Here is a 14,701-nt window from a genome sequence, read left to right as displayed (position 1 = left end):
TCAAGCTATCTAGCGAGCCGACTATCTTATCATAATGATTTGAATTGTCAAGCTTCTTTCTTAATTTGTTTCAACTGGTTATCTAAGTGATAAGTTTGTTAACTTACTGCTTAGCTTCCTTTGCTGTGGGGCGTATTATATAGATTTTAGGGGGTGTGTCAACTGCTTTATTAAAGGTTTTTAGGTTTATTTGATAAGACTTTTAATAATGCATAGTTTTCAATGGGTTAAGACTGATATTCATTTAATTCTTTTAAATTAGACGGTAAATAATGACTCAGCTTTAAACAGTATCTATCGATATTCATTAATTGTCATCTATAGAGTTGCCATTAAGAACTTACTTTAAGCTAAAACTTTGAAGCTCTATACTGACTTTTTGACATATTTATCTGCTTATTGATAATTGCCTTCGCTGTGTCCTTTAACTATGATTTACACTTCTTGATATTCGCATAGATAGCATCTATATATAGAGGCCGGCCTAATCCCTTACTATCTAGTGTTGATACACAGTTTTTGCTATAATAGCTGACTTTATAATATTGCTTAATGGCATTTCTTATTAGCCTTGATTGTTCAACGGGTGATTGTTTGAAATTTTGCCTTTAAGTGATATCTATCTCTTATAACATATCATAGCAGTTGGATATAATTGACGCAGTCTTGCGGTTATATGATTGATGGTTGCAATCATCACTGCCAACGGACGCAAAAAGGTGAATAGATTATGGTAGCGATTACTTTACCCGATGGTAGCGTAAAAAACTTCGAAGGTAGCACCACCGTCATGGAAGTGGCACAAAGCATTGGTGCAGGATTGGCTAAAGCAACGGTCGCCGGGCGTGTAGATGGTCATCTAGTTGATGCGCACGACCCTATCGCTCATGATGCTAAGGTTGAAATCGTGACACCAAAAGATGATGACGGTGTCGATATCATTCGCCATTCTTGTGCTCATCTATTAGGTCATGCCGTTAAGCAGTTATATCCTGATGTAAAAATGGTGATTGGCCCCGTTATCGATGATGGTTTTTATTATGACATCTATAGCGAAACGCCATTTACGCCTGAGCATATGGCAGCCATTGAAAAACGCATGATGGAACTCATCAAGCAAGATTATGACGTTATCAAAAAAATAACGCCACGCGATGAAGTCATTAAAATCTTTGAAGAACGTGGTGAAGACTATAAGCTTAAGCTGATTAACGATATGCCAGGCGAAGAAGCGTTTGGTCTCTATCATCATCAAGAATATGTCGATATGTGCCGTGGTCCACACGTGCCGAACACCAGATTTTTAAAAGTATTCAAACTGACCAAAATGTCTGGTGCATATTGGCGCGGCGATGCCAAGAACGAGCAACTGCAACGTATCTATGGTACAGCATGGGCGGATAAAAAAGATTTAAAAGCCTATATTCAGCGTATCGAAGAAGCTGAAAAACGTGACCATCGTAAAATTGGTAAAGCGTTAAATCTGTTCCATATGCAAGAGCAAGCGCCCGGTATGGTGTTTTGGCATGCGAATGGTTGGACGATATATCAAGTACTTGAGCAGTATATGCGTAAAGTACAGCACGATAACGGTTATGAAGAAATTAAAACACCGCAAATCGTCGATCGTAGTTTGTGGGAGCGTTCGGGACATTGGGGTAACTATGCGACTAACATGTTTACGACTGCCAGCGAAAATCGTGATTATGCGGTAAAACCAATGAACTGCCCGTGCCACGTGCAAGTCTTTAACCAAGGTCTAAAATCTTACCGTGACTTACCATTACGTATGGCAGAGTTTGGCTCATGCCATCGTAATGAACCATCAGGTTCACTACATGGTTTGATGCGCGTTCGTGGCTTTACACAAGATGATGCTCATATCTTCTGTACACAGTCGCAAATCCAGCAAGAAGTCGCTGACTTTATCAAGCTAACTCTTGCCGTTTATGAAGACTTTGGTTTTGATAATATCATTATGAAACTCTCAACCCGCCCTGAAAAACGGGTTGGTAGTGATGAGTCTTGGGATTTTGCCGAAAAAGCTTTGGCCGATGCATTAGATAGTTCAGGTCTTGATTGGGCTTATCTACCAGGTGAAGGTGCATTCTATGGTCCGAAGATTGAATTTAGCTTAAAAGATTCTTTAGGTCGCGTCTGGCAGTGCGGTACGATTCAGGTTGACCCAAACATGCCTGAGCGCCTTGATGCCGAATTCGTCAATGAGCAAAACGAGCGCGAAGTACCTATTATGTTGCACCGTGCCATTTTAGGTTCATTCGAGCGCTTCATCGGTATATTGATTGAAAACTATGCCGGTTGGATGCCAGTATGGTTGGCACCGCAACAAGTGGTGGTGATGAATATCACTGATAAACAGGCAGATGCTTGTGAAAATGTGGTCAGCGAACTCAAAAAGTCAGGTTTGCGAGCTATTAGTGACTTGCGTAACGAAAAGATTGGATTTAAGATACGAGAGAAAACATTAGAACGCGTTCCCTATATGCTAGTATTAGGGGATAAAGAAGTCGAATCGGGCAGTGTCAATGTCCGTACTCGTGAAGGTGAAAACCTTGGCGTGATGAGTATTCCAGAATTTATTACATTAGTACAGACCGCTGTCAGCAACAAAGGCCGACAGACCCCAAAAACAGATGAGGAGTAATACCTATTAAACAGTCAAACCGTTTGAACATCAACGAAGATATCACAGCCAAAGAAGTCCGTCTCGTTAAAGAAGACGGCGAACAGATGGGCGTGGTCGATATCGAAACCGCGATGAAAGCGGCACGTGAGGACAGTCTAGATTTGGTCGAATTGGTTCCTGAAGCCAAACCGCCAGTATGCAAAATCATGGATTATAAGCATTTCCTCTATGATCAAAAGCAAAAAGCGAAAGAAGCTAAAAAGAACCAAAAGCAAACTCAGCTAAAAGAGATGAAGCTGCGTCCTAGTACTGAAGAAGCTGATTATCAGGTTAAACTGAAAAAAATCGTCAGCTTTTTGGAAGACCAAGACAAAGTTAAAATCAGTATTCGCTTTCGTGGCCGTGAAATGGCGCACCAAGAGATTGGTCGCAAGCAGCTAGATCGTATTATCGAAGATACTGCTGAGATTGCTAACGTTGAGCAATATCCTAAGATGGAAGGTCGTCAGATGGGTATGCTGCTTGGGCCAACTAAGAAAAAGTAATCTGTTTATTAGATGGCTGTTAGTCAATATAGATATGTATAACCTTAACCATCAATATACTGCGGGATATTGATGGTTTTTTATTGTGTGTATAGATACATATCTCTTTTAAATATGTTTAGTCAGATATAATTGGCTGACTCTATTTTACAAAACCTACCTTCTCAACCATTTGATTACGCGGTAATCTAAAGGTCTGTTTTATATTTGCTAATCAGCATTTATTAAAAATTTCTAGTAAGTGTATAAAAATAACGTATATCACGACCATCAGAGTCGTTGACAAAAACACTACTTTTATCCAATATTGAAGGAAATTTCATGCAAGAATTGACCCCACCAGAAAATGCAACGACGCCAAGTATTTCTCTAACCGCGCCTGAACCTGTGAGAGAAATACAAAAAAGCGAAGCAGATCAGATGGTCAAATTGGATGACAGCCAAATCCCAGAGCTTGATGCCAAGGTCGATGCCTTTGTTGATCATGTGATTAATAATTCTGTGCACAGTGCTGAATTTCAGCAAAATGTGCAATCGATTCATAATCTCGGTACCAAAGAGATTCGTGAATCAGCCCAAGTGTCTAATCGTATGCTCGATTTACCTGCCAAAAGCCTCAGTGACAGCTTGTTTGATAATTCCCCTATCGCCAAGTCATTGACTGAGTTGCGCGGCATCGTCGAAGATTTAGATCCCAGTAAAAAAGAGCTGACCAGCTCGCGTAAGCTATTCGGTCTCATTCCTTTTGGCAATAAAGTACAGGATTACTTCCGTCAATACGAATCTGCACAGTCGCATATCAATGCGGTTGTTACCAGTCTATATAATGGTAAGGATGAGCTGCTCAAAGACAATGCGATGATTGAGCAAGAAAAAGTCAATATGTGGGAGCTGATGCAATCCATACGTCAATACGTTTATGTCGGCAAAAAAATTGATGAGCAGTTAGAACAAAAGGTTTATGCGATAGAAGCGACCGATCCCGAAAAAGCACGCATTATTAAAGAAGAGATGTTGTTTTATGTGCGTCAAAAAAACACCGACTTTTTAACTCAGTTAGCCGTAAACGTGCAAGGTTATTTAGCGCTCGATACCATTCGCCGCAATAATTTAGAATTGATAAAAGGTGTTGATCGAGCCACCACAACCACCGTATCTGCATTACGTACAGCGGTTGTGGTTGCACAAGCAATGACCAATCAAAAACTAGTACTTGATCAAATTACTGCTTTAAATAAAACCACCAGCAGCTTGATTGAGTCGACCTCAGCGATGCTAAAACGTCAGTCAGGTGAAATCCATGAGCAAGCGACCAGTAGCAGCATTGAGCTTGATAAATTGCAAAACGCTTTCAATAACGTCTATGATACGATGGATATGATTAGCAATTATAAAATTGAAGCGCTAGAGAACATGAAACAGACGGTCAATACTTTGACTACTGAAGTCGATAAGGCTCAGAAATACTTGGATAAATCTAATCAAACAACAGTATTAGAAGTGTCGAAAGAGATAGACAGTAAAAAGATAACCAATAGATCAAGTACAGTCGATATCGACATTTGATTTGTTTTTAATAGTTGTTGCCTATTAAAGGTGGCCACTTCCTGCTACCAAATACACTTAAGACAATTGACGCAAGATATTGCAACGTCGTTCGTGTTAAGATAGCCATTATTAATAATTTTAAAAATAGATACGGTAATTTATGAGTTGGAACGATCCAAACGCCTCAAGTGAGGCAAAAAGATATGACAATCCTATCCCTAGTCGCGAACTGATACTCAGTACGATTAATGAGCATGGTGAAGTCACGCATCAACAATTGGCAAAAGCCTTTAATATTGATGACCCAGACCAGTTTGACGCTTTAGGCAATCGCCTAAAAGCGATGGCACGTGATGGACAAGTAAACCGCGACGGTCGTCCTTATCGCTATCGCACAGTGACCAAGCAAGATGTCGTCAGGGGTACAGTGTCTGCACATCCTAAAGGCTTTGGCTTTGTATTATTAAGCGATATGCCAGATTTGTTTTTGCATGAAAAGCAAATGCGCTGGGTTTTCAACGGTGATACCGTAGATGCAGTCGGTACATCGACAGACAATCGCGGGCGCACAGAAGGACGTATCGTTGATGTCGTTGAACGTCGTCAAAATAACTTCATTGGTACATTAGCGCTTGATGAAGATGGCTACTGTGTCGAGCTTGGTAGTCCAAATAATCACCAGCCGATTACCGTTACTGAAGAAAATGTACAAGCGATGAATGCCAAGCAAGGCTCTCCTGTTAAGGTTGATGTTATTGATTGGCCAAATCAGCATGAATTTGCGACGGGTAAAATCACTGAAGTACTGTCTGACGACAATGATCGCGAACTGATTATTGAGACCACCTTACTCAATTATGACATCCCATCAGATTTTAGCGAAGCAGCACTGAAGCAAGCCAACGATTATCAAGAGCCGACTGAAAAAGATTTAAAAGGTCGTACAGATTTGCGTGATTTGCCGCTGGTGACTATCGATGGTGAAGATGCACGTGATTTTGATGATGCCGTATTTGCTGAAAAACGCTCTGGTGGCAACTATCGTGTCTTAGTTGCGATTGCTGATGTCAGTTATTACGTTACACCAAACTCGCCACTTGATAAAGATGCCTACGAGCGCGGTACGTCCGTATATTTCCCGCATCGTGTGATTCCAATGTTGCCTGAAGTGCTCTCTAATGGTCTGTGCTCACTGAATCCTGACCGTGACCGTCTTTGTATGGTCGCCGATATCAAAATATCGCGGGCAGGCAAAGTGACTGGTTATGAGTTCTATCCTGCTGTCATGCACTCTCAAGCACGTTTAACGTATAATCAAGTGAACGCTTATCTTGAGAATCCAGAAGATAAGAGCGTACCTCACTCACTCACGGGTAATAAAGACGTCAAAAAATCTGTCGATACCTTACATCAATTGTATGAGCTGCTGCTTAAAAAGCGTGAAGAGCGCCATGCAATGGAGTTTGAAACAGTTGAGACCTACATTAAGTTCAATGAGAAAGGTGGTATCGAAGCAATCCTACCGCGTACTCGCGGTGATGCTCAAAAACTCATTGAAGAATGTATGCTGCTGGCCAATACTTGTGCAGCGAACTTTGCACTCAAGCATGAGCTTCCTGTCTTATATCGTAACCATGACAAACCTGATGGCGAAAAATCAATGCGTATTCACGAATACGCAAAGAACTTTGGTTTAAGCTTCCCAGAAGAAAATCCAACGCAAGCCGATTATCAGCGCATTATTGAAGCCACCAAAGACAGACCCGATGCGATTAGTATCCACAGCATGCTGTTGCGTTCAATGATGCAAGCAAACTATGCACCTGACAATATCGGTCACTTTGGGCTAGCTTATGACGAATATAGCCACTTCACCTCGCCGATTCGTCGTTACCCTGATTTAATGCTGCATCGTGCCATCAAAGCAAAAGTGACCAATACTCAGCAGCCAGTGATGGACTTTTCTCTTGAAGCGGCTGGCACGCAAACCTCAGATACTGAGCGCCGTGCTGAAAAAGCCTCACGCTATGTAGAGTCTTGGCTCAAGTGTCACTATATGAAAGATCATGTTGGTGAAGAGTTCGAAGGTGTGGTTACTACAGTCACAAGCTTCGGTTTGTTTGTCACCTTGACTGACTTATATATCGATGGTTTGGTTCACATCTCTAATGTCGGTGATGACTTCTTTGTTTACGATGAACAGCAACAACAGCTGATCGGTAAAGACAAAGGGACATTGTTCGGACTGGGCGATCGCGTTAAAGTGAAAGTTGCTGGCGTCAATATGGATCTGCTACAAATTGACTTTGATTTAAAAGCCAAATTGCAATCTAGTGAAATGAATCAAACGAAGAGCGCGCCTTCTAAGAAAGGCACTGATAAGAAAAGTACTGATAGAAGAGGCCCCGCTAAAAAGACTGGCAGCCGTAATAAAGGCGCAAGTAAGAAAAGCTAGTGTTAGCAAACACTTCAAATAATAAAAAGGCCAACGTCATCGTTGGCCTTTTTTTTGCGTGGTATTTTATAACGACTACTTAAATCATTATTGCGTATTACTCATCTGGTCTAGACGTTCCTTGTCTGCTTCCTGAGCCTGATCTATTTTCGCGGTAGCATTATCGAGAATGGCTTTAGGCTGTTTGCCAAATGGCTGGCTGGTGACATCTACTGAGCCACTTTCTACATCATCCGTATTTGGTAACGCTGTATCGGGAGATTGCTCAGATCCTGCGTCACTTATGACTAGCTCCCTATTTTTATCACGTTGATTGCCATTAATGAGGTTGAAACCTAGTAACGCAACCATGCCCACTAGGGCGAATATAATCAAGTGTTTCATTTGCATAAAAAATGTCTCGTATTTGAATGATAATCAGATATACGTTTCGTTGCATTTTTTATGCCTAGTTTTTGGCAGGTTTTTGCAAATTATTCTTGCGGGCTATTATTATTCAGTAGATCAGTCTCGTCAGAGCTTTCTGCAATTTCCTGTTCAACTTTTTCCATGAGTTTGTCGTCAGGACGCGCGTTAAGCACCTCATCAGCATTTCGACCTCGTAAAATCAATTTGGCACGAGCCTTTGCTTGTTTTTTGTCCTTATCATCAACGCTATTATCTTCATTCTGGTTTTTATCAGTCACTTTGGGCGTGTTCGTCGTAATTGTCATATCTGACTTAGCACTATCAGTGTTAGCCTGCATATGCTCAAACGCTTTTTCTAAGTTACTATTGAATCGTAAACGATAAATCGGTTCAGGCAAGCTGAAGCCTTCATTTTCTAACGCATGCTTGGTCTCACGAATGGCAATACTGCGTGCTTTTGAGAAGTCCGTGTCTGATTGATCCACCCAAATTTGAAATTCCAAAATGATATTAGAGTCGCCAACATTGGTAATGACAGCCACTGCTTTTGGTTCATCTAAAACGAATGCTAATGTATGTATCGCATCCAGTCCGACCTTGATAGCCGCTAATGGATCATCATTGGCATCAACGCCTAATTCAAAGGTAAATCGACGTTCTGGATTTTTGGTGTAATTTAAAATCGTTGCTTTAAATACTTCAGCATTGGGAATGCGCAACTGGTTACCATCTAAAGTCATCAGAATAGTCGCACGTGAGGTTAGCCGTACTACGATCCCCTCTTGATTATTAATTAAAATATGATCACGTGCGCGAAATGGTTGGCGAATACTGAGCATGAGCGAGGCAATGTAATTCTCAATAGTGTCTTTGACCGCAAAACCAACGGCAATACCGATAACGCCTGCACCGCCAAGCAAAGTGCCTAAGATGGTTTCGGCGCCTATCAAACTCAGCGCAAGAATCAAACCGAAAATAATAAAAATAACTTTAACGGTTTGTGACAGCAATTCGGCGACAAACGGATTGGGCGTGAGCCGTTGCCACATTTTTTTGCGATTAGACAGCCAACTACCAAACCATGTCACCAATGCAAATAGGACAATGCCGACCAATAGGAGTGGCAAGGCTTTAACCAGATTTTTGGCTTGTGCTTTAAGACCTTGATAAACGGTAGTGACATTGTCTTGAACATCAAGCGTGCGATCAATCCGATCTTCGACGGTGACCACATCTGTCAGACGGTTGGTCAAATTAATGGCTTGTTGGGCTTTTTTCTCGTTCGGCGTCTCTCCGGTTAAGGTGACAACACCTTGCGTAACGCTGACATTGACAGCCTGCAGACCTTCTATTTCAGAAAAAATACCCTGAATACGTTGACGAATGTCATTGTCTTTTTGCGGAGTAGGAGTGGTTTCTATTTGCGCATTATTGGTGCTCTCACCACTGATTATGGGCGGTGGCGCTGGCTCAGGTATGACAACTGGAGATGCTGAAGCTCCCTCTTCTGATGGCGCATCAAGTAAAGGTTTGTCAGCTGCCGGATTTTCTGCTGTATCTATCCCCAATGCAGTGGTGATACCAGTCACCTCTTCACCGGCCGCATACACTGGAAAGGCAAAAAGGATGCTTAGTAACAACAGCATTTGACCGCACGCTTTTATAAAATCGCGTATCGTTGAACGGTCAAAGTGAGTGTTCATAAGCATCCTTTGCTTTTTATAGATTTTCGTACTCATCTTTCTTTATTAAATGTTCAATAATCATTAACTGTCCAAATAAACTTGTGCCTCGCCCAAGTTTAACGTGCCTTCATAGATTGCGCGACCAGTAATGATGCCTTCAATACAATCGCCATAAGGTTTCAGCAGTTCGATATCTTTCATATTGGTCACGCCGCCTGAAGCAATCACAGGCAAGCCGCCTTCACGTGCCAAATTGACAGTTTGTTCAACGTTGACGCCTTGCATCATGCCATCGCGGTTGATATCGGTGTAGACAATCGACGATACGCCGACATCTGCAAAGCGCTTTGCAAGCTCGGTCGCCTTGGTATCCGTCACATTTTCCCAACCATGAGTCGCGACCATGCCGTCTTTAGCATCGATACCTACAATGATATGACCCGGAAATTCGCGGCAAGCTTCTGCGACAAACTCAGGATCTTCGACCGCTTTTGTACCAATGATGATATAAGTCAAACCAGCCGTAATATATTGCTCAATGGTGTTCATATTGCGCACACCGCCGCCCAGCTGAATAGGCAGATTCGGATACGCCTTCGTAATGTCATTCACCACTTGTCTATGAACGGGTACGCCGTCAAATGCCCCATTCAAATCAACCAAATGCAGTCGACGTGCACCTTCCTCTACCCAGCGTGCTGCCATGGCCACTGGATCATCAGAAAAAACCGTATCATCCTCCATACGGCCTTGTTTTAAGCGGACACATTTACCATCTTTTAAATCAATCGCCGGGATAATGACAGGCACAGCACACATATAGCATTCCTTATAAAGCACAACAATAAATATATTTAGAAAAGTAAATTCAAAAATCAGGGTGTATTGAACGTTCAACACCCTCTAAACACGCATAAAAACATCAGTCAAAAGTGACTTAATATATAGACGAATCAAAAGCTATCCATGATAGACCCAAAATCCGCTTCGATAGATAGAAATGACCATAAGAAAACTGTCAATCATAACCATAAGTTTTAATACATTGAATCACTGGCAACATTAGATAAATTCAATTACTGACTGGCAATTTTAGGTCAATTTAGCGTATAATCCTAGGTAAATTTTTATTTGTTTCTATGTGATAGTAACCATGCGCTGCGCTTTTTATTGAGTCATTTATGGCTTAGTGTTGCATAGCGGTCAGGATGAGTCGAGCAGCAGCTAAATGCATCTTTTTGATGTTGGCTGACATATTGCTAAGAAGGGTTATATTAGAAATTTCAACTGGTGGCCTCTAAACAGTCTACTCTACAGCACTAAACTCTAATGACGCCTCTTTCTTTTTTATAGTCTCTATCGTCTCTCTATCACTAGCTAACTATTTTAGAACAGTCATTACTAGCTGTATAGCCGCTTATTGATGTGAGTGAAATCTACTTAATAATGGCTTCGCTAGTTTGTCTGTCAACCAGTTTATCATCTATTTCGATAGATCATCTTTTGGCTGCATTCTTATCTAATTGCGTATCTATTAATAGGGTACCAAACCGATAAGATTGGTCAATTGCGCTGGTGTTACAAGCTTTAATTTTCAATGAAACGTATGATAGAGCTATTGTCTACACAATCATTTTCGCTAAAGGCTTGAACGATTGCGTTTGATTTGATGGTTTTAACATACACCTTGGTAGCCAGTCGCCACTTTGGTCATTCGAATAAGACATTAACGTGTTGTTAAGGAGTCTAAGGTCAGCGTTAATACTCTTACTAGTAGTTATGATCATGCGTTATTTTTAGAGATCCTTTGTCACTATCCTACTATAGGAAGAGAGACGCGGGGGCTTTATTGAATGACGCAGATGTTCATGCTACCGATATACCAAACAGGACGTCTGGTATCGTTTTAGACTATGGACTAAGTTTTCGCTTATGATTACCATCAAAAAAGGTTTGGATTTGCCCATCACCGGTGAATCATCCCGCGAGATATCTGAGCACCAACCGACACATGTCGCCGTTATTGGCTATGATTATGTGGGCATGAAGCCCACGATGAACGTCAAAGAAGGTGATATCGTAGCAAAGGGTCAGCCCGTTTTTGAAGACAAAAAACGAGTTGGCGTTATCTATACTGCCCCTGCTGCTGGTAAAGTCGTCGCGATTAAACGCGGTGAACGTCGTGTGTTTGAGAGCCTTGTGATTGCGGTCGACCCAAACGGTGAAGAAGTAGACTTCGAGCGCTATGACTCCCAGCAACTTGCTGACCTAGACGCTGAAGTTGTTGAAACCCAACTGCTTGCCTCTGGCGAATGGACCGCGTTTCGCACGCGCCCTTATAGCCGTGCGCCAGAAATCGGTGCCCGTCCTCATGCTATTTTTGTCACCGCTATGGATACCAATCCATTAGCATTTGACCCAATGCTGCTGATTAGCGATCAGTTGCAAGCGTTCAATGACGGACTTGCTGTCTTATCGACACTCAGCCCCAAGACCTTTGTTTGCCATCATGGTGATGCCCAGTTGACGCCAGTTGCCAAAACGGCGGCTAATAATGTCACTGAGTATCATAGCTTTGCTGGTAAGCATCCTGCTGGTCTGGCTGGCACGCACATTCACTTTTTGCACCCAATCATGCGCGGCGTGACCGTATGGACGATTGGCTACCAAGACGTGATTGCGATCGGTAAGCTATTCACCAGCGGTCGCTTATATACGCGCCGTATCATTAGTTTGGCAGGTCCTGCGGTCACCAAGCCACATTTGGTGGCTACTGAGCGCGGTGCTGATATCGCTGCTCTGACCAAAGGACAGCTGGCGGCTGGCGAGAACCGCATTATTTCCGGTTCGGTGTTGTCAGGTCGCAAAGTGTTTGGCAATACGGCTTATCTTGGTCGTTTTCATAATCAAATCAGTGTGCTGCCTGAAGGGCGTGAACGTCCAGCGTTCCATTTCCTAAGTGTCGGCACCAACCGCTTCTCTAAGCTGCCTATTTATATTTCTAAGTTTTTTGGTAATAAGAAATATAACTTTACGACCACGAGTAATGGTTCACCGCGAGCGATGGTACCTATCGGGGTTTATGAAGAGGTCATGCCGCAAGATTATCTGCCTACACAGTTACTACGTGCATTAATTGTCGAAGACATGATTAGCGCCGTAGATTTGGGCGTGCTCGAATTGGACGAAGAAGATTTAGCATTATGCACCTTCGTATCTCCTGGCAAATATGAATTCGGTGATATTTTGCGTGATAACTTGACGCGCATTGAGCTGGAGGGCTAACCACGATGAAATTTTTACACAATATGTTCGATCGTATGGAGCCGTCTTTCACCAAAGGTGGCAAACACGAAAAATACTATGCTATCTTTGAGATGTTTGATACGTTTTTGCGTCAACCAAGCTCAACCACATACTCAGCATCACACGTACGCGACGGTATTGACCTAAAGCGTATTATGATTACCGTATGGTTATGTACTTTCCCAGCCATGTTTTGGGGTATGTACAACATCGGTCATCAAGCACTAACGGCGATTGCAACCCTTGGTTTACAGCCTGAAGGCTGGCGTACCGTTATCACCAGTATGGCAGGCTATAACCCAGACAGTATCTGGGCAAGCTTTGTTTACGGGGCGATGCAATTTTTACCGATTTATATCGTCACTTTTGCGGTCGGTATTCTCTGTGAGATTATCTTTGCTGTGGTACGCGGCCATGAAGTCAACGAAGGTTTCTTTGTGACCTCAGTGCTGTTTGCGCTTTGTTTACCACCAGATATCCCGTTATGGCAAGTTGCCCTCGGTATTATCTTTGGTGTCGTAGTCGCAAAAGAAGTGTTCGGTGGTACAGGTAAAAACTTCCTGAACCCTGCCCTATCGGGTCGCGCATTCTTATACTTTGCTTACCCTGCTTATATGTCTGGTGACTCAGTATGGACGGCGGTCGATGGTTTCTCTGGTGCAACACCACTTGGTCTTGCCGCGTTAGGCGTAGTTCCTCAAGACTTCGTCGACGTCTATGGTAATGCAATCACTTGGGGTGATGCGTTCTTAGGTAATATGCAAGGCAGTATCGGTGAAGTATCAACACTGGCTATCCTAATGGGTGCCGTCGTTCTACTTTGGACGCGTATTGCTTCATGGCGTATTATGGCAGGTTGTGTGGTAGGTCTGATTGCTACTTCTCTTGTCTTTAATATGATTGGTTCTGAAGACAATATGATGATGAACCTGCCGTTTTATTGGCATTTAGTGATTGGTGGCTTCGCCTTTGGTGCCGTATTTATGGCAACCGATCCTGTATCAGCTGCGCATACCAATAAAGGCCGCTGGGCTTATGGTATCTTGATTGGTTTTATGACGGTATTGATTCGCGTCGTGAACCCAGCTTTCCCAGAAGGCATCATGCTGGCCATTTTATTCGCCAACTTATTTGCTCCATTGTTTGATTACTTTGTGACCCAAGCAAACATCAAACGCCAAACAGCTCGGAGGGTTCGTTATGTCCAAGCCCAAAAGTAATAATGCGAAAACCATCAGTGTGGCATTGACGCTATGCTTGGTGTGTTCCGTCTTAGTTTCAGCAGTAGCGGTTGGTCTAAAACCTGCTCAAATTGAAAACGCACGCTTAGACCGTAACAAAAACATCTTGGTCGCCGCTGGCATGTACGATGCCGAGTCTGATACAGCAGATGATGTTGCTGAACGTTTTAAAGATTTCGATGTCGAAATTATTGACTTAAGTAAAGGCAGCTACGTTGATGATGAAGCGCTAAAAGCCGCTGGCATCCCTGATCGTAATGCTTATGACGCAAGCCAAGCGACTAAGAATAAAGCACTGAGTGAAGATTTAGGCAACGACGATCCTGCTGGTATTGGTCGTAAACCCAAATATGCCAAAGTCTATGTTAAAAAAGATGACGCAGGCAAACCTGAAATGGTTGTTTTGCCGATTCAAGGCTATGGACTATGGGGCACTATCTATGGTTTCTTAACCCTTGAAAGCGATATGAATACCATCAAAGGTATCAGCTTTTATGAGCATAAAGAAACCCCAGGTCTGGGTGCTCGTATTGAAGAGCCAGAGTGGCGTGCGAAGTGGAGCGGTATCCACTCATATGACGAAAACGGTAATGTTGCCACTGGTGTGACCAAAGCGGGTACACCAAAAGAGAACTGGGTCGATGGTATCAGTGGTGCAACCTTGACCGGTCGCGGTGTCAGTAACATGATTCAGTTTTGGTTGGGTGAGCAAGGTTATAAGCCTTATTTAGATACGCTACGTAAAGAGAGTGGTCAAGCGATTGATAATGCGGCAGATACACACGCTACGCAATCAACGCTGAGCGCTCAACCTGAAACCGAACTGGCAGCCAAACGACCAGTAGCAAACGGCAAGGAGGCATAAC

General features: G+C 42.8%; 10 protein-coding genes. 7 read left to right on the top strand and 3 right to left on the bottom strand.

The window, feature by feature from the left end; genetic code table 11:
- Window positions 1-730 precede the first annotated feature (730 nt).
- The 4 genes from thrS (at window position 731) to rnr (ending at window position 7,195) form a co-directional block, all read left to right on the top strand.
- Window positions 731-2,665: a threonine--tRNA ligase gene (gene thrS / locus JFC08_RS07240; protein WP_198330248.1), complete on the top strand. Its 1,935-nt coding sequence runs from the start codon at window positions 731-733 to the stop codon at window positions 2,663-2,665.
- Window positions 2,666-2,688: 23 nt separating this feature from the next.
- Window positions 2,689-3,192, top strand: a complete 504-nt coding sequence (infC, locus tag JFC08_RS07235; protein ID WP_045447656.1) for a translation initiation factor IF-3 — start codon at window positions 2,689-2,691, stop codon at window positions 3,190-3,192.
- A 321-nt stretch (window positions 3,193-3,513) separates the two neighbouring features.
- Window positions 3,514-4,758 carry a toxic anion resistance protein gene (locus tag JFC08_RS07230; RefSeq protein ID WP_087815144.1) on the top strand — a complete coding sequence of 415 codons (1,245 nt, stop codon included), beginning with the start codon at window positions 3,514-3,516 and terminating at the stop codon, window positions 4,756-4,758.
- A 142-nt stretch (window positions 4,759-4,900) separates the two neighbouring features.
- Window positions 4,901-7,195, top strand: coding sequence for a ribonuclease R (gene rnr / locus JFC08_RS07225; RefSeq protein WP_198330247.1), 2,295 nt, complete (start codon window positions 4,901-4,903; stop codon window positions 7,193-7,195).
- A gap of 87 nt (window positions 7,196-7,282) precedes the next feature.
- Here rnr and JFC08_RS07220 read toward each other — a convergent pair whose 3' ends face one another.
- From JFC08_RS07220 to hisA, 3 genes are all read right to left on the bottom strand, one after another.
- Window positions 7,283-7,585 (bottom strand): hypothetical protein, encoded by a 303-nt coding sequence (locus tag JFC08_RS07220; protein WP_198330246.1) that lies wholly within the window; start codon window positions 7,583-7,585, stop codon window positions 7,283-7,285.
- Window positions 7,586-7,668: 83 nt separating this feature from the next.
- Window positions 7,669-9,306 carry a mechanosensitive ion channel family protein gene (locus JFC08_RS07215; protein ID WP_198330245.1) on the bottom strand — a complete coding sequence of 546 codons (1,638 nt, stop codon included), beginning with the start codon at window positions 9,304-9,306 and terminating at the stop codon, window positions 7,669-7,671.
- A 63-nt stretch (window positions 9,307-9,369) separates the two neighbouring features.
- A complete protein-coding gene (hisA, locus tag JFC08_RS07210) occupies window positions 9,370-10,107 on the bottom strand; it encodes a 1-(5-phosphoribosyl)-5-[(5-phosphoribosylamino)methylideneamino]imidazole-4-carboxamide isomerase (protein WP_198330244.1) in 738 nt (245 codons plus the stop codon).
- A 1,113-nt stretch (window positions 10,108-11,220) separates the two neighbouring features.
- Here hisA and JFC08_RS07205 point away from each other — a divergent pair.
- From JFC08_RS07205 to JFC08_RS07195, 3 genes are read left to right on the top strand one after another with little or no spacing between them, the layout of a single operon-like run.
- A complete protein-coding gene (locus tag JFC08_RS07205; RefSeq protein ID WP_087815133.1) occupies window positions 11,221-12,573 on the top strand; it encodes a Na(+)-translocating NADH-quinone reductase subunit A in 1,353 nt (450 codons plus the stop codon).
- 5 nt (window positions 12,574-12,578) lie between these two features.
- Entirely contained in the window at window positions 12,579-13,814 is a 1,236-nt protein-coding gene (locus JFC08_RS07200; RefSeq protein ID WP_055125672.1) for an NADH:ubiquinone reductase (Na(+)-transporting) subunit B, read from the top strand.
- On the top strand, window positions 13,795-14,700 hold the full coding sequence (locus tag JFC08_RS07195; protein ID WP_198330243.1) for a Na(+)-translocating NADH-quinone reductase subunit C: 906 nt from the start codon (window positions 13,795-13,797) through the stop codon (window positions 14,698-14,700). Before JFC08_RS07200 ends, JFC08_RS07195 begins: the two co-directional genes overlap by 20 nt.
- Window position 14,701: the final 1 nt, after the last annotated feature.

Origin of the sequence: Psychrobacter cibarius (genome assembly GCF_016107535.1) — a bacterium.
In the GTDB taxonomy this organism is placed as follows: Bacteria; Pseudomonadota; Gammaproteobacteria; order Pseudomonadales; family Moraxellaceae; genus Psychrobacter; species Psychrobacter cibarius.
Note: the sequence above shows the minus strand (reverse complement) of the source record. Positions and strands in the feature narration are given on the sequence as shown.

Excerpts from the sequence above, each read along its gene's own strand:
- thrS (WP_198330248.1), top strand. The coding sequence starts at position 731 with ATGGTAGCGATTACTTTACCCGATGGTAGCGTAAAAAACTTCGAAGGT.
- JFC08_RS07230 (WP_087815144.1), top strand. The coding sequence starts at position 3,514 with ATGCAAGAATTGACCCCACCAGAAAATGCAACGACGCCAAGTATTTCT.
- rnr (WP_198330247.1), top strand. The coding sequence starts at position 4,901 with ATGAGTTGGAACGATCCAAACGCCTCAAGTGAGGCAAAAAGATATGAC.
- JFC08_RS07220 (WP_198330246.1), bottom strand. The coding sequence starts at position 7,585 with ATGCAAATGAAACACTTGATTATATTCGCCCTAGTGGGCATGGTTGCG.
- JFC08_RS07215 (WP_198330245.1), bottom strand. The coding sequence starts at position 9,306 with ATGAACACTCACTTTGACCGTTCAACGATACGCGATTTTATAAAAGCG.
- hisA (WP_198330244.1), bottom strand. The coding sequence starts at position 10,107 with ATGTGTGCTGTGCCTGTCATTATCCCGGCGATTGATTTAAAAGATGGT.
- JFC08_RS07205 (WP_087815133.1), top strand. The coding sequence starts at position 11,221 with ATGATTACCATCAAAAAAGGTTTGGATTTGCCCATCACCGGTGAATCA.
- JFC08_RS07200 (WP_055125672.1), top strand. The coding sequence starts at position 12,579 with ATGAAATTTTTACACAATATGTTCGATCGTATGGAGCCGTCTTTCACC.
- JFC08_RS07195 (WP_198330243.1), top strand. The coding sequence starts at position 13,795 with ATGTCCAAGCCCAAAAGTAATAATGCGAAAACCATCAGTGTGGCATTG.